We start from the raw sequence: 23,158 nt of genomic DNA on the forward strand, positions 1-23,158 counted from the left end.
CCTTAACCTCGTTAGAAGAGCCATCGAGAAGAGTTCGGGTTCCGCAAAGGAGAGAAAACGCGTGTCCAAGATCAATTGCCTCGTCGTAAGTGCAGCAGTGGCTTTCGCCGCAGCGCCTCTCGCCGCGCAGGAAACGCCCGAGGAGGTGGCTGCGGCGGCGCTTGAAGCGGCACCCGTGTTCGATGGTCATAATGACGTACCGATCCAGCTGCGTGCGCGCTTCGGCAACGTGATCGGCGACTTCGATTTCGTGGATACGCTCGATACGGCGACCGCCACAAGCGAGGCGATGCACAGCGACACAGTACGGCTGCGCAGGGGCAAGGTCGGCGCACAATTCTGGTCGGTCTATGTCAGCGCAAACCTGGAAGAGCCGGTGGCGGTCCAGCAGACGCTCGAGCAGATCGACGTAACCAAGCGGCTTATCGCTCAGAACCCGCAGGCGCTCCAGCTCGCCCTGACTGCCGACGATGTAGAGGCCGCCGTTGCGGAAGGGCGTATCGCTTCGCTCATGGGTATGGAAGGCGGCCATTCGATCGGAAACAGCCTCGCCGTGCTGCGCCAGATGTACGACCTTGGCGCGCGCTACATGACGATCACGCATGGCAAGACGCTAGACTGGGCCGACAGTGCCACCGATGCCCCGCGCCATGATGGCCTCAATGCGTTCGGGATGGACGTGGTGCGTGAGATGAACAGGATCGGCATGCTCGTCGATCTCAGTCACGTCAGCGAGGCAGCGATGCATGATGCGCTCGATGCAGCCCGCGCGCCGGTCATCTTCAGCCACTCAGGGGCGAGGGCGATCAACGGTCATCTTCGCAATGTGCCTGACAGCGTGCTCCAGCGGCTTCCGCTCAATGGCGGAGTGGTGATGGTCGTTGCGCTGCCGTGGTTTCTCAACGAGGAGCTGCGCCAGCATGCGGCGAGCAAGGCTGCCGAGAAGGCCCGTCTCGAAGCGCTCTATTCGGGCCTGCCCGACCAGGTCGAAGCCCTGATGGCGAAATGGGATGCCGAGAACCGTCAACCGGTCTCGACCATTTCCGACATGGCGGACCACATCGATCACATCCGCGATGTGGCGGGGATCGACTATATCGGCATCGGCGGAGACTACGACGGCATGCCGCACGGTCCGGTCGGAATGGAAGACGTCTCAGGTTATCCGGCGCTGTTCGTCGAGCTGGCGCGGCGCGGGTATTCGCAGGAAGAGCTTGAGAAGATCTCCATGCGCAATGTGCTGCGGGTGATGCGCGAAGCGGAAGCCTATGCCGCGAGCCAGACAGGTGCGAGGCCGATCGAATATCCCGCCGGCGGAGACCGCGACGCGGACTGATCCGCGGGCGCGCTGGGGCTATCTTCAGTCCTGCGCTTCGAGCTCGCTACCGCGCTTGAGCACTTCGTCGCCGTCTTCCTGCTTGATCAGGTAGGCGGGGTTCTCCTCGTCACCATCCTTGGTGACCTCGGTGCCCTGGAGGGTACGGGTGACCTCGCGCTCGAAGCGCTCCGTGATCTGTCCCTTTCCCTTGCCATTGCCCCAATCCCACTGGACGTACTGGTCCGTCTGGAAACTGTTCGAATTGCTCATGCGACCATGCTCCTACGCTGCGATCAGTCTTCGGTGGTTGTCGGCTCTTCCAGATCGGGCACGCCGACTTCCTCGCTCGGCACGCCGACGATGCTGTCGGTGCCGTCGCCTTCCTCTGCCATCGATCGGATCTCACCGCTGACCGTGGCCTCTTCCTCTACGTCGCCCTGCATCATTGCCGGGACGATCCAGACGACCGACATCAGGATGATCGCCAGCAGCAGGCCGCCGGCTAGAACCCAGCGTACGACGCCTTCCTTCGAGCCACCACTGGCTTCGGTTGCCGAAACGTGGACTTCATCGCCCTCTTTATGCATTTGCCAAACTCCCTGAGTATCGCGATCCCGCGGGTTTCAGGCAGTTCTACGGTCAAATTGGGCGAATGTTCCTAGTCGCGCAGGAGGTCGTTGATCCCGGTCTTCTCACGAGTCTGCGCATCGACCGTCTTGACGATGACTGCGCAGGCTAGGCCGGGGCCACCGTCCTTGCCTGGCAGGGTCCCGGGAACGACCACCGAGAAGGGCGGCAGGTGACCGCGGATCACCTCGCCGGTGTCGCGATAGACGATCTTGGTCGACTGGGTGATGAAGACGCCCATCGAGACAACGCAGCCTTCGCCCACGATCACGCCTTCGACGATTTCGCTGCGTGCGCCGATGAAGCAATTGTCGCCGATGATGGTCGGGTTGGCCTGCATCGGTTCGAGCACCCCGCCAATGCCTGCGCCGGCCGAGATATGGCAGTTCTCGCCGATCTGGGCGCAGCTACCGATGCTCGCCCAGGTATCGACCATTGTCCCCTTGCTGACATAGGCGCCGATGTTGACGAAGCTCGGCATCAGCACGCAGCCGGGCGCGATATAAGCGCCTTCGCGGGCGACGGCGCCCGGCACGACGCGAAAACCTGCTGCGCGGAACTTGGTATCGTCCCAGCCGGCAAACTTGCTGGGCACCTTGTCGAAGGCGGGATGACCGGCGCTGCCGCCTTCCATCACGCGGTTGTCGTTGAGGCGGAAGGAGAGCAGCACGGCTTTCTTCAGCCACTGGTTGACGTGCCAGCCACCCTTGCCGTCGGGCTCGGCGACCCGGCCCTCACCGCTATCGAGCAGGGCCAGCGCAGCATTTACCGCCTCGCGCACGTCGGTGGACCCCGGCGTGACATTGGCGCGGTCTTCCCACGCGGCTTCGATGCGATTTTCGAGGTCGGCGCTCATGCTGGTCTCCGTTGAATGACGGAGAGGTCGTTAGCAGCGTGGGCGCGCTAGTCCATCCCTGCCGCCACGGCGAATTCGTAGGCGCGGTCGACCAGCGGGCCGACGCGCTCGCTCATGGCCTTGGCGTGGGCGCTGGACGCGGTGCCATCTATCACGCGCTTCTTGATGCCCTGCATGATGCCAGCGAGCCGGAAGAGGTTGTAAGCGAAATACCAGTCCATCGGCGGGACGGGATAGCCGGTCCTCGCCACATACCGGTCGACCGCCTCGTCCTGCGACGGGATACCCAACTCTTCGAGGTCAAGGCCCAGGAGTCCTGCTCTTCCATCATGGGGATTGTGCCAGTTGAGCATGAGATAGCTGAAATCGGCGATGGGATCGCCGAGGGTCGAAAGCTCCCAGTCGAGCACGGCAAGGACCTTGTTCTCTTCCTTCTCGAAAATCATGTTGTCGAGCCGGTAGTCGCCATGGACCACGCTGCTTTCATGCTGCGGCGGGATGGTCTGCGGCAGCCATTCGATCAGCCGCTCCATCTTGGGCATGTGCTCGGTCTCCGAGAGCTTGTACTGCTTCGACCAGCGCGCGATTTGACGTGCACAGTAATCAGTCGGCTTGCCATAATCGCCAAGGCCAATCTCGTCCGGCTTGCGTAGGTGGAGTTCGGCCATGGTGTCGATCATGGCATTATAGATTTCGCGGCGCTCTTCGGGCGAATTGTTCGGCAGCGCGCCGTTCCACAGACTGCGTCCATCGGCGAGGCCCATGACGAAGAACTTCGATCCGACGACATCTGGGTCTTCGCAGAGGCCGTAGGTCTTCGGCACGGGGAAGCCGGTGGGCCCGAGTGCGTGCATGGCCTTGTACTCGCGGTCGACCGCATGCGCGCTCGGTAACAATTTGCCGAAGGGCTGGCGGCGCAAAACATATGAGCGACCCGGCGTGTCGATGCGGTATGTCGGGTTCGACTGGCCGCCCTTGAACTTCGAATAGGAAATCGGGCCTTCGAACCCTTCGACATGGGCTTCGAACCATGCGGTCAGCCTGTCCATGTCGAGCTGGTCGCGTTCCGGCACGTCGATCGTGCCGACCATTTCCTTTTCAAAATCGATATCGGGCATGCCGGTCTCTGCCATCAGTCGAACACCACCACGCTGCGGGCAGACGTGCCCTGTTTCATCTTCTCGAAGCCATCGTTGATCTTCTCGAGCGGGATGCGCTCGGCGATGATCGTGTCGAGATCGAGCAGGCCGCGCATATAGAAATCGACGAGGCGCGGCAGGTCGACCGGGAAGTGGTTCATCCCCATGATCGCGCCTTGCAGCTTCTTGCCGGACAAGAGGTCCATCGCGCCGAGGCCGACCTTGCAGTCGAGCGGCATCATGCCGAGTATCGTTGCGGTACCGCCACGGCGAAGGATCTTCACCGCGAGGTCGGCCGAAGCTTGCCTGCCGACTGCCTCGATGGCGTGATGGACACCGCCGCCGGATATCTTCATCACCTCGTCGACGGCGTTGTCCGCCATGGCATCGACCGTGTGCGTTGCGCCGAGAACTTCGGCGAGATCGCGCTTCTCCTTGATCGGGTCGATCGCGATGACCTTGCCGGCTCCCGCAATCTTCGCGGCATTGATCGCTGCCAGCCCCACACCGCCGCAACCGACGACCGCTACGGTCTCACCTGGTACGACCGAGCAGGCGTTGAAGATCGTGCCTGCGCCCGTGGTCACCGCGCAGCCGATCACCGCCGCGCGGTCCAGTGGCATATCCTTGTCAATGGCGACGCAGGCGTGCTCGTGGATCAGCATCTGCTCGGCAAAAGCCGAGAGGTTGAGCATTTGCGCAACCGGACCGCTGCCGTCGGCACGCATGATGCGCGGCGCGGCGTCCTGCGCGCGGCGCGTGTCTGCACCCATGCACAGGGCCATGCGGCCGGTCACGCAGAACTCGCAATGGCCGCAGAAAGCGGAGAGGCAGGAGACCACGTGGTCTCCCGGCTTCACCGTCTTCACCTCACTGCCGACCGCGCGCACCACGCCTGCCGCCTCGTGGCCGGGAATGGCTGGAAGCGGGTGTGGGTAGGTGCCCTCGATAAAGTGCAGATCAGAGTGGCAAAGCCCGCAGGCCTTGGTGTCGATCAGCACTTCATGCGGGGCCGGATCGGCGAGTTCGACCTCGCCGATCGTGAGTCCGCCGACAGCTTCGAGAATGGCCGCTTTCGCCATCAGCGTGTCGCCCCCATGTCGCCCGAGCTGAGGTTTGCATTGCCGTCGGTCGGCGCCTTGCCGTCACGCAGCGCGTTGGCGGTCGGGCCTTCCTGCGGCATGTGCTTGGCGAATTCCATCCGCGCGATCGAGCGGGCGTGTACCTCGTCGGGACCATCGGCCAGGCGCAGCGTGCGCTGATGGGCGTAGGCGTTGGCGAGGCCGTAATCGTCGGAAACGCCCCCACCGCCATGCGCCTGGATGGCATCGTCGATGATCTTAAGCGCCATATTGGGCGCCTGCACCTTGATCATGGCAATTTCCTGCTTGGCGGCCTTGTTGCCGACCTTGTCCATCATGTCGGCTGCCTTGAGGCAGAGCAGGCGGGTCATGTCGATGTCGATGCGGGCACGCGCCACGCGCTCTTCCCAGACCGAGTGCTTGTAGATCGGCTTGCCGAACGCCTCGCGCTCCTGCAGCCGCTTGCACATCTTGTGGAGCGCTTCTTCCGCGACACCGATGGTGCGCATGCAGTGATGGATGCGGCCCGGGCCGAGGCGGCCCTGCGCGATCTCGAAGCCGCGTCCTTCGCCCAGCAGCATGTTGGTGACGGGCACGCGAACATCCTTCAGTTCGACTTCCATGTGCCCGTGCGGCGCATCGTCATATCCGAACACTGGCAGGTGACGCAGGATGTTCACACCGGGCGCATCCATCGGCATCAGGATCATCGATTGCTGCGCATGGCGACCGGCAGAGAAATCGGTCTTGCCCATGACGATGGCGACCTTGCAACGCGGATCGCCCACGCCCGAAGACCACCACTTGCGCCCGTTGATGACGTATTCGTCGCCATCACGCTCGATCCGGCATTCGATGTTCGTCGCGTCCGACGACGCGGTGAAGGGCTCGGTCATCAGGAAGGCTGAACGGATTTCACCATTCATCAGCGGGGTGAGCCACTTCTCCTTCTGTTCACGCGTGCCGTAGCGATGGAATACTTCCATATTGCCGGTGTCAGGCGCGGAGCAGTTGAAGACTTCGGAGGCAAATCCGATACGGCCCATTTCCTCGGCGCAGAGCGCGTATTCGAGATTGGTCAGTCCCGGACCTTCGAAATCGTAGGTCTCGTCGACATGGTGGTGGCCGTCGTTGCGCGGCGGCATGAAGAGGTTCCAGATGCCTTCGCCCTTGGCCTTGGCCTTGAGGTCCTCGACCACCTGGATAACCTTCCAGCGCTCGCCCTCGGCATCCTGCGCCTTGTAGGTGGGAACTGCCGGGCGGACGTGGTCCTCGATGAAATTCTTCACCCGGTCGCGCCAGTAGACTTGCCTTTCGGTGGGCTGGAAATCCATCGTATCGTTCCTCTTCTTTCAATTCGGTTGCGGCTTGAAACTGGCATAGGTGCCAGCGCCTCGCCAAGTGGATTCTGTATCAGTTCTTCAGGGCACGATCGTGCCCGCGTCGATATCGCCCCTTGCCGCAGCGTCGAGCGCCTTGAGGCGTGCTTCGTGACTCGCCCGGTCGATCGGGAAGCGACCGAGCCAATAAGCTGCGGTAAGCGCGAGCACGACAGTAACGACGCCGTATAGCAGCAGCATGTCGCGCAGTACCTCGAACGGAACCTCGCCCGGCGTCGCCCCCTCGGGCATGCCGGCGAGGTTGATGATCTGTCCGGTCAGCAGGATGCCGACGCCCGTTGCGCATTTCTGCACGAACCAGTTGCCCGAATAGAAGCTTCCTTCCGCCCTGCGCCCGGTTCTCTCCTGATAGGCCTCGACGATCTCGGCGATCATCGAGGAGCCGGAGATCATCACAACGATGCCGAAAAGGTTTGCGACGACGAGGAAGGCAAACACCAGCGTGGTCGACTGGACCGAACCGGGTGTCGGCCAGAATCCACCGATGAAAAGGGCGTAGGGTGCGAGCGCCAGTACCATGGCGACCAGTGATCCGATCACCGCGCTCCTTGCCTTGCCCCAATGGCGGTGCATCGGGCCAACCACGAAGAACATGATGACCACGCTGACGAACAGGGCGATCGGGTAAATGATCAGCTCTATCCGCTCGAACTGCCAGACGAAGAGATTGACGTAGTTCGTGATCGAGAACGTCATGCCCTGGTTGACGTAGGCTGCCAGCCCGCCCAGCGCGAAAATGATGAAGGCCCTTTCCGAGAAGGCGTCGTGTATCTCGGAAAAGCTCTTGGCCAGCGAGAAGGGCGGAGGGCGTGTGTCAGGCAGCTTCGCTACCAAGTAGTGCTGGCCGACTGCAGAACCGACGACCGAAATGAAGATCATCACGGCACCGAATATGCCGAACATTGAATATCCATCTGCTTGAAGCATGCCTTCTGGACCGGGCATGAAGACAGTGTAGGCCAACAGCATCATGATGATGCCCCCGATCCATCCCGACAGGTAGCGATAGCGGAACAGCGTTGTACGTTCGTCGTAATCGGCGGTGATTTCGGGTACGAGGCTGACCGAGGGCACCTCGCAGGCGGACAGCAATATGCGCACGACGATCGCTATTCCGAGCAATTCCCAGAAGCTCGGTGTGCCGTCGATTGCGGGGTTCCAGAGCACCGCCCAGGCCAGCGCCAATGGCAGCGCCGCTGCATAGAGCCAAGGCAACCTGCGCCCCCAACGCGTATAGGTGCGATCGGATAGATTGCCGAGGATCGGGTCGATCACTGCATCGACCAGCAGTGCCGCGCCCAGCGCCAGGCTCACTAGTCCGGCATCCATGCCGAGCACCTGATTGTAGAAGATCAGAAGGAAGAAGGAGAAGCCGCTGTCCTTCACCCCGAAAGCGACCGCCCCGAAGCCGTGGATGAACTTCAGCTTCTGGGGAAGGGGGCCGTCGACAAATGCCATCAGCCTTGGCCTTGCGCCTGTTTCTCCATCGCTTCAAGCGCCTCGAACATGCCGGGGGTTTCCGGATCCCAGCTGTGCCGTGGACCAAGCGTGATGCCGCCGTCGACCAGCATCGATGCACCGGTCATGAAGCTGGCCGCATCGCTGGCGAGAAAAGCCACCGCTTCGGCAATGTCGCGCGGCTGGCCGCCGCGCATGACCGGCTGGGCATTGGACGACATCTGCGCGATTGCCGCTTTAGCCATATCGACCATCTGATCGGGCACTTCGAGCGAAGAGGTGAAGATGTTGGTGTTGATGAAGCCGGGCTGGACCGCGTTCACACGGATACCGTACTGGGCAAGGTCTGTCGCGGCGCACTTGGTGAGGTGCAGCACGCCCGCCTTTGCAACGGCGTAGGCGGTTGGTGAATAGCCCGGGCCCACGGCAGCGACGCTGGAGACATTGACGACGCTCGCGCCCTTGCGGCCTTTCATGTGCGGTACGGCGTAGCGAATACCCATCGCCACCGAACGCAGCAGGAGGTCCATCGTGCGGTCCCATTCCTCGGGCTGGATCTCCGAGATGTCGGGCCGCGCTCCGCCCGCTCCTGCATTATTGAAGACCACGTCGATCCCGCCGGTCTCTTCCGCCGCGCCGTCCATCAGCTTGCGGATGTCCTCGGTCGAGCAGACGTCGCAGTGGCGATAGCGGACATCGCCCTCAGTCTCGCTCTCCAGCGCCTTGCCTCCGGCATCGTCGATGTCCGAAGCGAACACGGTGGCGCCTTCGCTGGCGAACAGCCGTGTGGCCTCCGCTCCGATACCTGACGCCGCGCCGGTGATGATCACCGTCTTGCCGCTGAATCGCATGTCTCTCTCCCGGAATTCCTCGGTTCCAAGCTTAGGGAAGCTGCCCCTTACGTCAACGCAAACCGGCTGACGCTACGGCATCGCGCCCCGCCATCATCGCCCTTGCGGGAGCGGCGCGAATCACCCTAACGTAAACGTCAACTGGAAGACACGAGAGAGGAGTCGGACATGTCCGATCTGGAAGCGTTCCGCGCCCAAACGCGCGAGTGGCTCGAAGCGAATTGCCCCCCCGAGATGCGCAAGCCCGTCCGCGATGAAGACGATGTCTATTGGGGTGGCCGCAACGCCACCTTCAAGAACGATGCCCAGAAGGCATGGTTCGAGACCTGCCGCGACAAGGGCTACACCGTTCCCGAATGGCCGAAGGAATATGGCGGTGCTGGCCTGAGCCCTGCAGAAGGCAAGATCCTGCGCCAGGAAATGTCGCGCATCGGCGCGCGTCCGCCGCTCTCTAGCTTCGGCATCTGGATGCTTGGCCCGGCGCTGCTGCATTTCGGCACCGAAGGTCAGAAGAAGCGCTTCCTCAACGAAGTCGCACGCGGCGAGATTCGCTGGTGCCAGGGCTATTCGGAGCCGGGCAGCGGCTCGGACCTCGTCTCGATGCAGACCTTCGGCGAAGACAAGGGCGACCACTGGGTCGTCAACGGCCAGAAGATCTGGACCTCCTATGCCGATGAGGCCGACTGGATTTTCTGCCTCGTCCGCACCGACAAGCAGAATAAGTACCAGGGCATCACCTTCATGCTGTTCGACATGGCGGGCGAAGGCGTCTCGACCAAGCCGATCAAGCTGATCAGCGGCAACAGCCCTTTCTGCGAAACCTTCTTCGACGATGTGAGGGTGCCCAAGTCCTATGGCGAGGATTGCCCCGGCTATGTGGGCGAGATCAACCGCGGCTGGGACGTGGCGAAATACCTCCTCGGCCACGAACGCGAGATGATTTCGGGCGCCGGCGGCGGCGATCGCACGGCTGCCATTGGCGCGGCGATGAAGCGCAATGCGGGCGAACTCGACCCTGTGCTGCGCGCGGAGCTCGCCCAGTTCGATGTCGATGCTCTCGCCTACACGGCGATGGGCGAGAAGTTCCTCGACGAACTCAAGGTGGGCAAGGCGCATCCTGCGCAGCCCAACATGATGAAATACGCAGGCACCGAGCTTAACAAGCGTCGGCATGAGCTGATGATGGCAGCAGGTGGCAGCCGCGCTCTCGAATGGGAGAGCGAGGACACGGGTGGCGGCAAGCCGTCGCGTAACTGGCTGCGGACCAAAGCCAATTCGATCGAGGGCGGCACGAGCGAAGTCATGCTCAACGTTATCTCGAAGCGTATCCTCGACCTGCCGGGAGCCTGATCGATGCCTCTTTATTACGACGACGACCAGACAATGCTGGCCGAAACCGCGCAAGCGTTCATGGCCGAAGAAGGCGCCATTGCGAAACAGCTGCGCCACTGGCGAGACCGCGATTGCAAGGACGGCTTCGGCCATGCGCTGTGGAAGCAGTTTGCCGAAATGGGCTTCACCGGCATGCTGGTGGGCGAAGACGATGGCGGGCTAGGCATGGGTCATGTCGAAGCGGGAATCGTGCTCGAAAATATCGGGCGCAACCTGACGCCTTCGCCTTTCCTCGCCAGTTCCGTACTGGCCGTAACTGCGCTCAAGCACGGCAGCGACGATCTGCGTGGCCGCTGGCTTCCCGGCCTGATCGAGGGAGAAAGCATCTACACGGTCGCGATTGACGAAGGCGCGAAGCATCGACCCGATACAATCAAGACCAAGGCTGAAAAGTCGGGCAATGGTTTCAAGCTCACTGGCCAGAAGGATTTCGTCCTCCACGGTGCGAGTTCGGACATGATGGTTGTAGCGGCACGGACTTCGGGCAGTGACGATGATGCTGATGGCATCACGCTGTTCGCTGTCCCCAAGGATGCCGCGAACATGAGCCATGACGCAGTGCGCCTCGTCGACAGCTCAATGGCGACGCATACCAAGTTCGACGGTGTCGAGCTCGATGGCGATGCCGTGATCGGCGAGGTCGACGGCGGGCGCGAAGTGTTGAACGCCATGCTTATGGCGGGCCGTGTCGGTGCGGCGGCCGAAGGCGTAGGCGTGGCCAGCGGCGCGATGGATATGACCGTCGAATACCTCAAGCAGCGCAAGCAGTTCGGCAAGCTGATCGGCGAATTCCAGGCGCTGCAGCATCGCGCCGCGCATCTCTATTCCGAAGTTGAGATCGCCCGCGCGGTCACCATCAAGGCGGCGCAGTTGCTCGATGGTGGAAGCGAGAAGGCCGACCTCATGGCCTCGGTCGCCAAGGCCAAGGTCGCCAAGGCTGCTGGCCTCGCCGTCAAGGAAGGCGTGCAGATGCATGGGGGCATCGGTATGACCGACGAATATGACATAGGCCTCTATATGAAGCGCGACCGGGCGTTGCAGGAATTCCTCGGCGACCAGTATTACCACGCAGGGCGCGTTGCCGAGATGAGCGGCTATTAATCGGGAGAGACGCAATGACACTCGAAGATATGTTCAGCCTCAAGGGCAGGGTCGCTCTCGTAACCGGCGGCAGCCGCGGCATTGGCCGGATGATCGTGGAAGGCTTCCTCGCCGCAGGTGCGGAGCGGGTCTACATCACCGCGCGCAAGGGCGGCGAACTGCATGAAACGGCAGAGGAACTGGGCGGGCGCGTGGTCCCGATCCAGGGCGATATCTCGACACTCGAAGGCATTGACGAATTGGTGGCCGAGATTTCCTCTAAGGAAAGCCACCTCGACATCCTCGTCAACAATGCCGGCGCGGCCTGGGGAGCGGACTATCTGGAGTTTCCCGAAGAGGGCTGGGACAAGGTCATGGACCTCAACGTCAAGACGCCGTTCTTCCTCACGCAGAAGCTCCACACGCTGCTCACCGCCAATGCCAGCCAGGACAAGCCGGGCAAGGTGATCAACATCGCCAGCATCGATGGCTTGCGCATCAATCCGTGGGAGACTTACTCCTACCAGGCGTCCAAGGCGGCGCTGATCCACCTCACGCGCCGCATGGCTGCACGCCTTGTTAGAGATCACGTATACGTGACGGGCATTGCTCCGGGCGCCTTCCCATCGAACATGAACAAGGTCGCGCGCGATCACGCCGAGGCCAGCGCTGCGGGCATCCCGAACAAGCGCGTGGGCGACAAGTTCGACATGGGCGGAAGCTGCGTCTACCTCGCGAGCCGTGCAGGCGATTACACGGTGGGCGAGACCATCGCGGTCGACGGCGGCATCGTGAACGCGCATTTGCCGACGCATTTCGCCGATCCGGCGGGCGGGCGCTGATCTGAAGGAAATGGACATGGTGAAGCTGTCGGACCCGCTGGAGTTGCCCTGCGGGGCGACGCTTCCCAACCGCATCGCCAAGGGCGCGATGACCGAAGGGCTCGCCACGCCCGACGGCAGGCCAACCCCCGAGCTTGCCCGCCTTTATGGCATCTGGTCAGACGGCGGCGCCGGCATGCTGCTGACCGGTAATATCATCGTCGACAAGGACCATCTTGAGCGACCGGGCAATGTGGTAATCGACCGCGAGCCCGATGCCGACATGGCGCAGAAGCTTGCCGCCTGGGCGAAGCAAGGCACACGCGCCGGCAATCATCTATGGGCGCAGATCAGCCATGGTGGGCGCCAGACACAGAAGCTGGTTAATCCGACGCCGAAATCATCATCCGATGTGCCCCTCGCTCTTCCAGGCGGCCAGTTCGGCAAGCCCGTTCCGCTAAATAAGGACGAGATTGCCGAGCTGGTTCAACGCTGGGCGATGGCGTCAAAGGCTTGCAAGGTTGTCGGGTTTACGGGCGTGCAGGTCCATGGCGCGCACGGCTATCTCGTTTCGCAATTCCTCAGTCCGCGCGCGAACAAGCGCACGGACGAGTATGGCGGCAGCCTCGATAACCGGGTGCGCTTCCTGCTCGAAATCGTTGCGGCCGTGCGCGAGGCGGTCGGGCCAGACTTCCCGATCTCGGTCAAGCTCAACAGCGCCGACTTCCAGAAGGGCGGCTTCGACTTCGAGGATAGCCTGCAGGTGGTCCAATGGCTCGAAGCCGCTTCGGTCGACCTGATCGAGATTTCGGGTGGGACTTACGAGCAGCCCAAGCTGATGGGCATCGAAGGCATGGAAGAGGAAGAGATGCAGAATGTCGCGCCCTCGACCGCAGCCCGCGAGGCCTATTTCGTCGACTTTGCCAAAGCCATGCAGGATGCGGTTTCGGTGCCTTTGATGGTTACGGGCGGGTTCCGCAGCCGCGCCGCGATGGAGCAGGCGCTGGAATTGGGTGCAGCCGACGTGATCGGGCTCGGCCGTCCGCTCTGCGTCCATACCGATGGACCGAGGGAGCTGCTGGCAGGGGCCGAGAGCCTTCCGCGCTATGAAGATAATGTGGAGCTGCTGCCGAGCTGGTTGGGCTTTCTCAAGCGATTCCAGCTCATCAAGGCCGTCAGCGGATTTGCCGGGATCTACTGGTTCTACCAGCAGCTCTGGCTCCTTGGCCACGAAGGCCGGACCGACGAAGGCTTTTCGGTGATGCGCGCCTTCCGCCTCGTGGAAGAACGCAACAAGCAGATCATGGCGGCACGGCGCAAAAACTAGTCGAGGCTATTCCTCGAAAGCGAGGTGTCCCTCCATCACAATGCCGGCGATGCTGAGATGAAACCTTAGCAGCGTGCTTCCTTCTTCGCTGGACTGTATGACGGGTGGCGCAGCGAGGAATAATGGCTCGGAAATCACTATGAGGAACAGTGCCGACGAGGCCAGTCCGACATGCACTATGCGTTTGGGATTTATCATTGATTTCCCTGACTTTCTTGAAGAATTTTTTACTGCGCGTTTCGCCAGCTTAAGAGTGGCATCGACTAGCCTTACGATTTCGAATGTCAGGCGATGAGCCAGTGACAGATGCATTTTCCTTCTCCTCGCAGCACGGCATGGTTCGCCAGCGTGCGATTATTTCTGCGGGTGTGGCCTCACCGGCTGGATGATAGGCGCACTAGTTTCTGGGCTTCTGCGCGATCACGAAAAGGGTGCGGCCGTCACTCGGTTCGAACGCCCGTTGGATGCAAAGACCCGCGCTCGCTATGTCGCCACGCAATCCGGCCTTCGTGAACATGAACACCTTGGGCATCAGTCCAATTCTGGCGCCGATCGGCAAGATATGGCGCATGAGGCCAATGGTGCCATCGAGACATGGCGTGCTGCTGACGAAGTATCCGCCGGGTCGCAGAATTCGAACGGCTTCTTTGAGGACTTCCATCCGATCCTCGACGAGATGCAGGAGGCTGAGCGCCAAGACCATGTCAAAGCTGTTTTCGTTGAAGTCGAGCCGTTCCACCGGAGCGACCGCGAACTCGACGTTTTGGATATTCGCTTCACGGCGTCGCTGATTGGCAATTTCGATCATCGCTGGAGAGATGTCGGTGGCAACCACTCGCTTGACGAATGGCGCATGCTTGAGCGCGGTGCCTCCCGTTCCACATCCCAACTCCAACAGGTGCATGTCCGGGCTCAGGTATTCCCGCGTGATAGCGAGCTTCGCCTCATAAGCACCCTCGTCTGCAATCGGCTTACGCGAATAGCGAGGTGCTACTCTGTCCCAGAATGCGGAGTTGGGCGCCGGTCGTCCTGAAATGGGTGCATCGCTTCGGTTCATTTTCTATCTCTGATCGATTGATTGGCCGCTAGATAGACTGACTATAAATGTAGGGGAATTGACCATTTTCGCCTGACTGATATGCAATTCTGCATGATCGGTAATGAAGCTAACTTCGACTGGGAGAAGGCAAAAGCCTTCTACATTGCAGCACGTGAGGGGTCGTTGACGGGGGCCGCAAAGGTCTTGGGTGTCACTCAACCTACCGTGGGCAGGCAGGTGACTGCGCTCGAGGCGGAATTGGGTGTGGCACTGTTCGAGCGAATCGGGACTGGTATCGCACCGACCGAAGCTGGCCTCGAACTGCTGGATAACATTGGGGAGATGGCCGAGGCTGCACAGCGTATCACGCTGGCCGCGACCGGGAAATCCTCGGCGGTAGAGGGAACGGTCCGCATCAGCGCTACCGATCTTGCCTGTACCTACCAGCTTCCTCCGATGGTTGAGAAGCTTCGGGATCTCTACCCCAAGATTCGGATCGAACTCGTCGCTACGAATTCGATTAGCGACTTACGGCGCCGTGAGGCCGATATTGCGCTCCGTGGCGTCAGGCCGACGGACAACGAGCTCTATGCGCGGAAAGTCTATTCCGGGATGGCATATCTCTATGCCGCCAGGCGGTATCTGGAGCGAGCCAATGGCCCTTTCGATGCGGACGGCCTCGCCAGGGCCGATTTCGTCGAGTTCGAAGACAACCAGACATTTCGAGCGGCCCTCGCGGCGATGGGAGTATCCGTCGTTCCCCGGAATTTCGTGGCCATGTCGACATCTCACGTCATTCAGTGGGAGATGGCCAAGGCTGGTGCGGGGATAATCGCGATGCCTGCAGTTGTCGCCGACAAGGAGCCTCTTGTGGCGAAGGCTGCGCCTTCGCTTCCGGGATTTCCGTTCGACCTGTGGCTGGTCGCTCATCGCGAGGTGAAATCCAGCCGTCGGATACGGGTGGTCTACGATTTCCTAGCGCAAGAAATCGAAGCTCTTTCAGAATGATAGATGCGCAGGCGCTGGGCTCAAACCGTAGTCTGATGCGGCAGAGGGCTAACTCATCAGTTCGCGCACGAAGGGGATCAACCCGGTCTGGCGCTGGCGCTTCATGCGCTCGGCATCGAGGATTTCGCGCACCTTGGCGAAGCAAGCGTTCACGTCTTCGTTGATCACGACGTAGTCATAGGCGTCCCAGTGGCTGATTTCCGAGCGGGCGCGTTCCATGCGGGCCTGGACCACTTCCTCGCTATCTGTGCCACGGCTGCGCAGGCGTCGCTCGAGTTCGGCGATGCTCGGAGGCAGGATGAAGACACGGACAACGTCTTGTTGGTCCTTCTGGAACAGCTGCTGCGTGCCCTGCCAGTCAATGTCGAACAGGAAGTCCTGACCATCCTTCAACGCGGCGCGGATACGGCCCTTGGGCGTTCCGTAGCGATGTCCGAAGACATGCGCCCATTCGTAGAAATCGTCTTCCTCGACCATACGGTCGAACTCGGCATCGTCGACGAAGTAGTAATGAATGCCGTCCTTTTCGCCCGGGCGCGGCGGGCGGGTGGTTACGCTGACCGAAAGCTTTATCGCCGGGTCCGCATCCAGCAACATCCGGCTGATCGTGGTCTTCCCAGCCCCGCTCGGGGAGGAGAGAATGAACATCAGCCCGCGCCTTGCGAGTGCGTCGTCTTGCGTATCGGAGGAATCGGCCATGTGCGCTGTTGGCGCAAGGCGAGGGGACTAATCAACCCCGTAGTCGCGGGTTTTCAGGCCATACCGTCGGGATCGGCCTGTTCGCGCAGCATCTTGCGACCCGCACGTCGGGCCTGGCGACGCGACTGGCTGCGATCGAAGAGGACCTTCAGCAAAAGCGCTCCGGTGACCGCGGCAGCACCCGGGATGGACTTCGTTGCGACCTTGGTCACGCCATAGGCAGCCAGCGTGTGGACAAGAGAGCGGTTCTCCACCGCGTCCTTCGCAAACTGCTTGCCGTATTGCCGACCGAGCAGGAGCTTCTCGACCGTCTGGCGAGACAGGCGTCCCACGCTGCGCAGGAGGATGTCATTGATGATCAGGTTCGTGGCCGCATTCGTGCTGGGCCCGGGAACGGGATCGCTCTCTCCGGGATGCTCATCGGTCGCGCGCTCGATCGCGTCGGCCGCATAATCGGTGAGGTGGTTGGCTTTGTCTTCGGCTCTCAGGCCCATGGTCTGCCCCTGTTCGCGACAGGGCCGAAACCGTGCCGCCTAGTTCTTGCGGCCGAAATCGACCGTGACGACATTCGAGCCGTCTTCTGCACCTTCAACGGGCGCAGCACTCGCCTGTTCCTCGTCATTGCCGGCTTCGTCGGTTGGCGCAGGGGCCATGTCCGCAACAGTCGCCTGGAACTGCAGCCCGAAATCGACCGCCGGATCGACGAATTGCGTTATCGCCGAATAGGGGATGTCGAGCTCGGCAGGGATCTGGTTGAAGGACAGTCCGACCGAGAATCCGTCGTCGCGGACATTGAGGTCCCAGAACTTGTTCTGGAGGACGATCGTCATTTCGTCCGGGAACCGCTCGCGCAGCGAAATCGGGATCGAGACGCCGGGAGCGTGGGTCTTGAAGGTGATGTAGAAATGATGCGCGCCGGGCAGTTCGCTACCGCCCTGCTCGATCTCGCCGAGTACCCGGCCCACTACGGCGCGCAGGGCTTCCTGCACGATCGTATCGTATGGGATCAGGCTGTCGGGCGTCTCTTCGCTCATGCAGCACTAGGTGGAACCGCAGGCGCGCGCGGTCAAGCGGTTTAAGCCTCTCTTTACCCTGCCGATAGCCGCAATTTCTTGCGCGCGCCGCCTGCACGCCTATAGGCAAACGCCATGCGAACAGGCCGTATCGAACGAAACACCGAGGAAACGAAAATCCTAGTCGAGGTCAACCTCGACGGTACAGGCACCTATGAGGTCGCAACGGGCATCGGCTTCCTCGACCACATGGTCGAACAATTCTCCAAGCACTCGCTCATCGACGTGACCATGAAGGTCGATGGCGATCTGCATGTCGATCAGCATCATACGACCGAGGACAGCGCCCTGGCGCTGGGTCAGGCGCTGGCGCAGGCGCTCGGCGAAAAGGGCGGTATCGCGCGCTACGGCAGCGCCTATTCGCCGATGGACGAGACGCTGGCGCGCGTGGCGCTCGATATTTCCGGCCGCCCCTATCTCGTATGGAAGGCCGGTTTCAGTCAGGAAAAGCTGGGCGAATGGGATACAGAGCTGATCGAGCACTGGTTTCATTCGGTCGCGCAGACCTGCGGGCTGACACTGCATGTCGAACTGCTCTACGGCACAAACAATCACCACATTTGCGAGAGTATCTACAAGGGCTTCGCTCGGGCCATGCGCGCGGCGGTGGAGGTCGATCCCCGCAAGGGCGGCGCAATCCCGAGTACCAAGGGGCAATTGGGTGGCTGAGGTTATCGCTCTCGTCGATTATGGCGCGGGCAATCTGCATTCGGTCGAGAACGCGCTCAAAAGGGTCGGGGCCAAGGTAAAGGTCACCGCCGACCCCGATGTTCTGCGCGCGGCTGACCGGATCGTCTTGCCTGGCGTCGGCAGTTTCGGTGCTTGCGCTGCCGGATTGCGCGCCGAAAAAGGTGTGATCGAGGCAATGCGCGAGCGCGTATTCGTGGGCGGTGCGCCTTTCCTTGGCATCTGCGTGGGAATGCAGCTGCTTGCCACGCGCGGCCTCGAGCACGGCGAGACCGATGGCCTCGACTGGATCGAAGGCGAAGTGCGCCTGATCGAGCCGACCGATACGAGCGTGAAGGTCCCGCACATGGGCTGGAACGACGTGGCAATGACGCCTCATGCAAAAATGCACGCGGTCGTCGAGCCGGGTGAGGCCTATTTCCTGCACTCCTACCACTTTCATGCGAACAGCGGGAAGGACGTGCTCGCCATGACCGACCATGGCGGCGGACTGGTGGCAGCGGTGGGCCGCGACAATATACTGGGTGTCCAGTTCCATCCGGAAAAGAGCCAGAGCTACGGGCTCACCCTGCTAAGCCGATTCCTGGAGTGGAAACCGTGATCGTATTCCCCGCCATCGACCTCAAAGCCGGACAGGTAGTGCGTCTCGCCGAGGGCGATATGGACCGCGCCACCGTCTATGGCGACAACCCAGCCGAGCAGGCGAAATTGTTTGCCGGGGCGGGCGCACGACACCTCCATGTAGTCGATCTCGACGGCTCATTTGCGGGTGCCGCGCGCAATCGTGAAGCTGTCGAGCAGATCGTTTCCGCTTTTCCGGGGCATATCCAGCTAGGCGGCGGCATCCGCACGCGCGAGGACGTCGAGGGCTGGTTCGACGCGGGCGTATCACGTGTGGTGATGGGCTCGGCTGCGCTCAAGGATCCCGAGTTCGTCAAGGACATGGCGAGAGCCTATCCCGGTGGCGTGGTGGTGGCGGTCGATGCGAAAGACGGCATGGTCGCGACCGAGGGCTGGGCGGATGTTTCCGATGTGCCGGTGATCGACCTCGCTCGCCGTTTCGAGGATGCCGGTGTCGCGAGCCTCCTCTTCACCGATATCGGCCGCGACGGGCTGCTGAAGGGTGTGAATATCGATGCAACCGTCGACCTCGCGCGGCAAGTCGATATCCCCGTGATCGCGAGCGGCGGCGTGAAGGGCCTCGATGACATCCACGTGCTCAAACTGCACGAGAATGAGGGCATCGAGGGCGTGATTACCGGGCGAGCACTCTATGACGGGAGGCTCGACCTGGCGACGGCACTTGCGATAGGGTCGGGCACATGACCGGTTCAATTGTCGCTCTTGCCATTATCGCTGCGCTGTTCTGGATAATCCGGAAGGGGAAGAACAGCGCCAGTGTGGTCGTGACGGGACCAGGTGTGCTCAAGACGCACGATGTCGAGTGCAAATTCCGCAGGCCTGCGGAATGGCACGGCAAGTTGAGCCAGTCGCGCTGGAGCGACGGGCAGGAGCGTTTCACGCTGAACCTGCGCAGCCTCCCCGGGCGCTACAGCGGGCCGGTTAGCTTGACATACAAAGGCGAACATATTGCCGATTTCGAGGCGAAATATGGCAAGGTCGCTTTCGCCGCGAAGGGCATGGTCGACGACGGCAAGCCGCAATTCGATATCGGCGAAGAGGTGCGTCTCGAATTTGGTGGGCAGATCCTGACCGGCATCGTGGAGCCGGATTGATGACTGTCCGCATCCGCGTCATTCCCTGCCTCGACGTGCGCGACGGGCGCGTGGTGAAGGGGGTCAATTTCGTCGACCTCAAGGATGCCGGCGACCCGGTCGAGCAGGCACAGGCCTATGACCGTGCCGGGGCCGACGAGCTGTGTTTCCTCGATATCTCCGCAAGCCATGAGGGACGCGGGACGCTGCTCGATATGGTGCGTCGCACGGCGGCGGTGTGCTTCATGCCGCTGACCGTCGGGGGCGGGGTGCGGAGCGTGGAGGACGCGCGCGCCTTGCTTCTCGCTGGTGCTGACAAGGTTGCGGTGAATTCGGCCGCCGTTTCCCGGCCCGAACTCGTACGCGAGATCGCCGACAAGTTCGGCAGCCAGTGCGTCGTCGCTAGCGTCGATGCCCGGGCGCGTACCGAGGGCGAAGGTTTTCGTGGGTGGGAAATCTATACGCATGGCGGCCGCAAGCCGACGGGTATCGACGCGGTCGAACATGCGCAGATGCTCGCCGAGCTGGGAGCGGGCGAACTGCTCGTCACGTCGATGGATGGCGACGGGACGAAGCAGGGTTACGACCTCGAACTGACCCGCGCGATTGCCGACAGCGTGTCCGTGCCCGTAATCGCCAGCGGCGGCGTGGGCACGCTCGACCACCTCGTCGAGGGCGTGACGCAGGGCCACGCCAGCGCGGTCCTAGCCGCTTCGATCTTCCACTTCGGCCAGCATTCGATCGGCGAGGCGCATCGCGCGCTGCGTGCCGCCGGCTTGCCCGCGCGCGGCTAAAGGCGCAGGAAGGTGCCCATGGATACTTTGACCCGACTTCAGGCCGTGATCGACCAGCGCCGCAAGGCCGACCCCGGAACAAGCTATGTCGCGCATCTAACGCATCGAGGCCTGCCCGTGATGGTCCGCAAGTTCGGCGAAGAGGCGGTCGAAACCTGCGTCGCAGCGCTGGCGCAGGAGCGCGAGGATTTCATCGCCGAGGCAGCCGATACGATCTTCCACCTGATGATCGTGATGGCCGCCAAGGGCGTGTCGCTCGAAGAGGTGATGGCAGAACTCGACCGGCGCGAAGGCACATCGGGTCTCGAAGAGAAGGCCAGCAGGAGCGAAGGGTGAAGCCGGAAGGCTGGCACGCAACGCTAGCGAGTTTCGAGGAGGGCCTCGCGGAATCCGATACGCCATTCTTCCGGGGGCTGGCCCACGGTTCGATGGAGCTCGAACTCTACCGCCCGGTCGGCGCAGACTTGCAGACTCCGCACACGCGCGACGAGCTCTACATCGTCCGCCAAGGCAACGGGACCTTCGAACGCGATGGCGAGCGTATCCCTTTCGGGCCGGGCGATGCCCTCTTCGTGCCCGCGCAGATGGAGCACCGCTTCGTAGAGTTCAGTGACGATTTCGACACGTGGGTTATCTTCTGGGGGCCTGAAGGAGGAGAACAACATGCCGATTGACCCGACGCAGCCATATGACGACCAGAACATCTTCGCGAAGATCCTGCGCGGCGAAATCCCTTCGGCCAAGGTGTATGAGGACGAGTGGGCCTTTGCCTTCGAAGATATCAATCCGCAGGCCGAAGTGCATACTCTGGTCGTGCCCAAGGGCCGTTATGTCAGCTGGGACGATTTCAGCACCAAGGCGAGCGCGGAAGAGATTGCCGGCTTCGTGAGGGCCGTGGGCAAGGTTGCCCGTGACAAGGGCCTGGTCGAGCCGGGATACCGGATGATGGCCAATATCGGCGCGCATGGCGGGCAGGAAGTGCCGCACCTCCACGTGCATATCTTCGGCGGCCAGCCCCTCGGCCCCATGATCGCGCGTCGTTAGTCGCTCGCAGGACTCGCTTCGTCGTTTCGCATTGCGCCACGAGTCGCCGCTGCGCTAAATGCCGCTTTCGATGGACGAGAGGCCCAATCCCCCCGACGGCGTGATCCAAGGCGACCGGCACCTGTATGCCGTGCGCGTCTATTACGAGGACACGGACCTTTCGGGGATCACCTACCACGCCAATTACCTGCGCTGGTTCGAGCGCGCCCGGTCCGACCTCTTACGCCGGCTCGACATCGACCAGCGTGCCGCGATTGAGGATGGCGGAGGCGCCTATGCCGTGTCCGAGATTAACCTCAAGTATTTGCGGCCCGCTAAGCTCGATGACGATGTAGTGATCGAGACGCGTTGTACCGAACTGAAGGCGGCATCCTGCCGGATGCACCAGAAGGCATATCGCGGCGAAGAGCTCCTTGCCGAGGCACATTTGCGCGTCGGCTTCGTTTCACCAGGCGGGCGGCCGATCCGCCAGCCAGAAGAATGGCGCGCGGCCTTTGCGCGCTTCACCAACCCAGCAGGGGATCAATGATCACACTCTCGCTTCTCTCAATCGGCGCGCCGACCCGGCTCGATCCGGTCCAGCTGTTCCTCGATGCCGACATCGTCGTCCAGGCAGTGATGGCGGGCCTGATCCTTGCCAGCATCTGGGTGTGGATGATCATCGTTTCCTTCAGCCTGCGGATGCGCAAGCTGAGAGACGCGCAGCGCGACTATGAGGCCGAATTCTGGCAGGCGGACAATTTCGATCGCTTCATGTCCGAGCGCGGCAACAAGGACGTCCCCTCTGCCCGCGTGGCCCAGGCGGCGGTCGGCGAATGGCGCCGCTCGACTCAGGGCGAGGTGCGGGACCGCGAGGGCCTTCGTGGCCGCCTCACAGCGGCGATGGACAGCCAGGTCGCCCAGGAGGCGGACGACATCGCCGAGAGGCTGAACTTCCTCGCCACGGTCGGTGCAGTCGCGCCCTTCGTCGGCCTGTTCGGCACCGTGTGGGGCATCATGAACAGCTTCTTCCAGATCGGCGCGCAGGAAAGCTCGTCGCTCGCCGTGGTTGCTCCCGGCATTTCCGAAGCGCTGTTTGCCACCGCCATCGGCCTGTTCGCGGCCATCCCGGCCGTGATTGCCTACAACCGCTTCAGCCATTCCGTCGAACGTTTCGAAAGCCGCCTGCACCGCTTCGCCGACAAGCTGGGCGCGACCTTCAGCCGCCAGCTGGAGCAGCGCTGACATGGCGATGGCGCTCGGATCGGGAAAGGGTACGAGGCGCCGCCGCGGACGCGGCGGACGGCGGCCCATGTCCGAGATCAACGTCACGCCCTTCGTCGACGTCATGCTGGTGCTGCTAATCATCTTCATGGTCACTGCGCCGCTGCTGACAGCAGGCGTGCCGATCCAGCTTCCCGATAGCCGCGCCAATGCGCTGCCGCAGGAACAGCAGCAGGTTTCGATCAGCATCGATGCGCAGGGCTATGTCTATATCGACGACACCCAGATCGCAGATGCGGCGCTTCCGCAGGCGCTGGCCGATATCCCGCGTGTCGGTGAGGGGCCGGATATCACCCTGCGCGCCGACCGCGCGCTTGAATACGGGCGGGTGATGGCGGTGATGGGCGAACTCAACCGCGCCGGTCTCAACCGGATATCGATGGTGACTAATGGCGGCCAGTCGGCGGCTCCGGTCAACAGCGGTTCACCTGCCGAGGAATAGCGTGGGCACGATGGAGAGGTTCGGCATCAGAGGGGAAGAGCGA

At 62.1% G+C, this 23,158-nt stretch carries 30 protein-coding genes; 17 read left to right on the forward strand and 13 right to left on the reverse strand.

The window, feature by feature from the left end:
- The first annotated feature begins 61 nt into the window (after positions 1-61).
- Positions 62-1,336, forward strand: a complete 1,275-nt coding sequence (locus K3146_RS13040; RefSeq protein ID WP_221546750.1) for a dipeptidase — start codon at positions 62-64, stop codon at positions 1,334-1,336.
- Between the two features lie 24 nt (positions 1,337-1,360).
- On the opposite strand, the gene K3146_RS13045 is transcribed toward K3146_RS13040, so the two are convergent.
- From K3146_RS13045 to K3146_RS13080, 8 genes are all read right to left on the reverse strand, one after another.
- Positions 1,361-1,588: a hypervirulence associated TUDOR domain-containing protein gene (locus K3146_RS13045; protein ID WP_221546751.1), complete on the reverse strand. Its 228-nt coding sequence runs from the start codon at positions 1,586-1,588 to the stop codon at positions 1,361-1,363.
- A 23-nt stretch (positions 1,589-1,611) separates the two neighbouring features.
- Positions 1,612-1,905 carry a hypothetical protein gene (locus K3146_RS13050; RefSeq protein ID WP_221546752.1) on the reverse strand — a complete coding sequence of 98 codons (294 nt, stop codon included), beginning with the start codon at positions 1,903-1,905 and terminating at the stop codon, positions 1,612-1,614.
- Positions 1,906-1,976: 71 nt separating this feature from the next.
- Positions 1,977-2,801: a 2,3,4,5-tetrahydropyridine-2,6-dicarboxylate N-succinyltransferase gene (gene dapD / locus K3146_RS13055; protein WP_221546753.1), complete on the reverse strand. Its 825-nt coding sequence runs from the start codon at positions 2,799-2,801 to the stop codon at positions 1,977-1,979.
- 47 nt (positions 2,802-2,848) lie between these two features.
- A complete protein-coding gene (locus tag K3146_RS13060) occupies positions 2,849-3,934 on the reverse strand; it encodes a phosphotransferase family protein (protein WP_247711281.1) in 1,086 nt (361 codons plus the stop codon).
- Positions 3,934-5,022: a Zn-dependent alcohol dehydrogenase gene (locus tag K3146_RS13065; RefSeq protein WP_221546754.1), complete on the reverse strand. Its 1,089-nt coding sequence runs from the start codon at positions 5,020-5,022 to the stop codon at positions 3,934-3,936. The genes K3146_RS13060 and K3146_RS13065 overlap by 1 nt, the downstream gene beginning before the upstream one ends.
- Positions 5,022-6,356 carry an acyl-CoA dehydrogenase family protein gene (locus K3146_RS13070; RefSeq protein ID WP_221546755.1) on the reverse strand — a complete coding sequence of 445 codons (1,335 nt, stop codon included), beginning with the start codon at positions 6,354-6,356 and terminating at the stop codon, positions 5,022-5,024. The genes K3146_RS13065 and K3146_RS13070 overlap by 1 nt, the downstream gene beginning before the upstream one ends.
- Before the next feature lie 87 nt (positions 6,357-6,443).
- Complete coding sequence (locus tag K3146_RS13075; protein ID WP_221546756.1) at positions 6,444-7,880, reverse strand: MFS transporter; 1,437 nt, start codon at positions 7,878-7,880, stop codon at positions 6,444-6,446.
- Positions 7,880-8,731: an SDR family NAD(P)-dependent oxidoreductase gene (locus K3146_RS13080; protein WP_221546757.1), complete on the reverse strand. Its 852-nt coding sequence runs from the start codon at positions 8,729-8,731 to the stop codon at positions 7,880-7,882. Before K3146_RS13080 ends, K3146_RS13075 begins: the two co-directional genes overlap by 1 nt.
- Positions 8,732-8,899: 168 nt before the next feature.
- Between K3146_RS13080 and K3146_RS13085 the strand changes: the two genes are divergently transcribed.
- Genes K3146_RS13085 through K3146_RS13100 form a run of 4 tightly spaced genes read left to right on the forward strand, consistent with a single transcriptional unit; the run spans position 8,900 to position 13,351 of the window.
- Positions 8,900-10,081 (forward strand): acyl-CoA dehydrogenase family protein, encoded by a 1,182-nt coding sequence (locus tag K3146_RS13085; protein WP_221546758.1) that lies wholly within the window; start codon positions 8,900-8,902, stop codon positions 10,079-10,081.
- 3 nt (positions 10,082-10,084) lie between these two features.
- Positions 10,085-11,224: an acyl-CoA dehydrogenase family protein gene (locus K3146_RS13090; RefSeq protein ID WP_221546759.1), complete on the forward strand. Its 1,140-nt coding sequence runs from the start codon at positions 10,085-10,087 to the stop codon at positions 11,222-11,224.
- A 14-nt stretch (positions 11,225-11,238) separates the two neighbouring features.
- Positions 11,239-12,045: an SDR family oxidoreductase gene (locus tag K3146_RS13095; RefSeq protein WP_221546760.1), complete on the forward strand. Its 807-nt coding sequence runs from the start codon at positions 11,239-11,241 to the stop codon at positions 12,043-12,045.
- Positions 12,046-12,061: 16 nt separating this feature from the next.
- Positions 12,062-13,351, forward strand: a complete 1,290-nt coding sequence (locus tag K3146_RS13100) for an NADH:flavin oxidoreductase/NADH oxidase family protein (protein ID WP_221546761.1) — start codon at positions 12,062-12,064, stop codon at positions 13,349-13,351.
- 6 nt (positions 13,352-13,357) lie between these two features.
- Here the strand turns inward: K3146_RS13100 and K3146_RS13105 are convergent, their stop codons facing one another.
- On the reverse strand, positions 13,358-13,663 hold the full coding sequence (locus tag K3146_RS13105; RefSeq protein WP_221546762.1) for a hypothetical protein: 306 nt from the start codon (positions 13,661-13,663) through the stop codon (positions 13,358-13,360).
- A gap of 85 nt (positions 13,664-13,748) precedes the next feature.
- Positions 13,749-14,408: a class I SAM-dependent methyltransferase gene (locus K3146_RS13110; RefSeq protein WP_221546763.1), complete on the reverse strand. Its 660-nt coding sequence runs from the start codon at positions 14,406-14,408 to the stop codon at positions 13,749-13,751.
- 93 nt (positions 14,409-14,501) lie between these two features.
- On the opposite strand from K3146_RS13110, the gene K3146_RS13115 reads away from it, so the two are divergent.
- Positions 14,502-15,398, forward strand: a complete 897-nt coding sequence (locus K3146_RS13115) for a LysR family transcriptional regulator (RefSeq protein WP_221546764.1) — start codon at positions 14,502-14,504, stop codon at positions 15,396-15,398.
- Positions 15,399-15,446: 48 nt separating this feature from the next.
- Here the strand turns inward: K3146_RS13115 and gmk are convergent, their stop codons facing one another.
- From gmk to K3146_RS13130, 3 genes are read right to left on the reverse strand one after another with little or no spacing between them, the layout of a single operon-like run.
- Positions 15,447-16,097: a guanylate kinase gene (gene gmk / locus K3146_RS13120; RefSeq protein WP_221546765.1), complete on the reverse strand. Its 651-nt coding sequence runs from the start codon at positions 16,095-16,097 to the stop codon at positions 15,447-15,449.
- A 53-nt stretch (positions 16,098-16,150) separates the two neighbouring features.
- A complete protein-coding gene (locus K3146_RS13125; RefSeq protein WP_221546766.1) occupies positions 16,151-16,591 on the reverse strand; it encodes a hypothetical protein in 441 nt (146 codons plus the stop codon).
- A 39-nt stretch (positions 16,592-16,630) separates the two neighbouring features.
- On the reverse strand, positions 16,631-17,131 hold the full coding sequence (locus tag K3146_RS13130) for an SspB family protein (protein ID WP_221546767.1): 501 nt from the start codon (positions 17,129-17,131) through the stop codon (positions 16,631-16,633).
- A gap of 114 nt (positions 17,132-17,245) precedes the next feature.
- On the opposite strand from K3146_RS13130, the gene hisB reads away from it, so the two are divergent.
- The 11 genes from hisB to K3146_RS13185 all read left to right on the forward strand — a co-directional run bounded on the left by hisB (position 17,246) and on the right by K3146_RS13185 (position 23,115).
- Positions 17,246-17,839 carry an imidazoleglycerol-phosphate dehydratase HisB gene (hisB, locus tag K3146_RS13135; RefSeq protein ID WP_221546768.1) on the forward strand — a complete coding sequence of 198 codons (594 nt, stop codon included), beginning with the start codon at positions 17,246-17,248 and terminating at the stop codon, positions 17,837-17,839.
- Positions 17,832-18,458: an imidazole glycerol phosphate synthase subunit HisH gene (gene hisH / locus K3146_RS13140; protein ID WP_221546769.1), complete on the forward strand. Its 627-nt coding sequence runs from the start codon at positions 17,832-17,834 to the stop codon at positions 18,456-18,458. Before hisB ends, hisH begins: the two co-directional genes overlap by 8 nt.
- A complete protein-coding gene (gene hisA, locus K3146_RS13145) occupies positions 18,455-19,183 on the forward strand; it encodes a 1-(5-phosphoribosyl)-5-[(5-phosphoribosylamino)methylideneamino]imidazole-4-carboxamide isomerase (protein ID WP_221546770.1) in 729 nt (242 codons plus the stop codon). Before hisH ends, hisA begins: the two co-directional genes overlap by 4 nt.
- Positions 19,180-19,593, forward strand: coding sequence for a hypothetical protein (locus K3146_RS13150; RefSeq protein WP_221546771.1), 414 nt, complete (start codon positions 19,180-19,182; stop codon positions 19,591-19,593). The genes hisA and K3146_RS13150 overlap by 4 nt, the downstream gene beginning before the upstream one ends.
- On the forward strand, positions 19,593-20,366 hold the full coding sequence (hisF, locus tag K3146_RS13155) for an imidazole glycerol phosphate synthase subunit HisF (protein ID WP_221546772.1): 774 nt from the start codon (positions 19,593-19,595) through the stop codon (positions 20,364-20,366). The genes K3146_RS13150 and hisF overlap by 1 nt, the downstream gene beginning before the upstream one ends.
- A gap of 18 nt (positions 20,367-20,384) precedes the next feature.
- Positions 20,385-20,702, forward strand: a complete 318-nt coding sequence (locus K3146_RS13160) for a phosphoribosyl-ATP diphosphatase (protein WP_221546773.1) — start codon at positions 20,385-20,387, stop codon at positions 20,700-20,702.
- Positions 20,699-21,040 (forward strand): cupin domain-containing protein, encoded by a 342-nt coding sequence (locus tag K3146_RS13165; protein ID WP_345724434.1) that lies wholly within the window; start codon positions 20,699-20,701, stop codon positions 21,038-21,040. Before K3146_RS13160 ends, K3146_RS13165 begins: the two co-directional genes overlap by 4 nt.
- Positions 21,030-21,410 (forward strand): histidine triad nucleotide-binding protein, encoded by a 381-nt coding sequence (locus K3146_RS13170; RefSeq protein WP_221546774.1) that lies wholly within the window; start codon positions 21,030-21,032, stop codon positions 21,408-21,410. The genes K3146_RS13165 and K3146_RS13170 overlap by 11 nt, the downstream gene beginning before the upstream one ends.
- A 70-nt stretch (positions 21,411-21,480) precedes the next feature.
- Positions 21,481-21,939, forward strand: coding sequence for a YbgC/FadM family acyl-CoA thioesterase (locus K3146_RS13175; RefSeq protein WP_221546775.1), 459 nt, complete (start codon positions 21,481-21,483; stop codon positions 21,937-21,939).
- Positions 21,936-22,634, forward strand: a complete 699-nt coding sequence (gene tolQ, locus K3146_RS13180; RefSeq protein ID WP_221546776.1) for a protein TolQ — start codon at positions 21,936-21,938, stop codon at positions 22,632-22,634. The genes K3146_RS13175 and tolQ overlap by 4 nt, the downstream gene beginning before the upstream one ends.
- A 1-nt stretch (position 22,635) precedes the next feature.
- Positions 22,636-23,115, forward strand: coding sequence for an ExbD/TolR family protein (locus K3146_RS13185; protein WP_221546777.1), 480 nt, complete (start codon positions 22,636-22,638; stop codon positions 23,113-23,115).
- Positions 23,116-23,158: the final 43 nt, after the last annotated feature.

Origin of the sequence: Qipengyuania vesicularis, from assembly GCF_019711415.1 — a bacterium.
Classification (GTDB): Bacteria; Pseudomonadota; Alphaproteobacteria; order Sphingomonadales; family Sphingomonadaceae; genus Qipengyuania; species Qipengyuania vesicularis.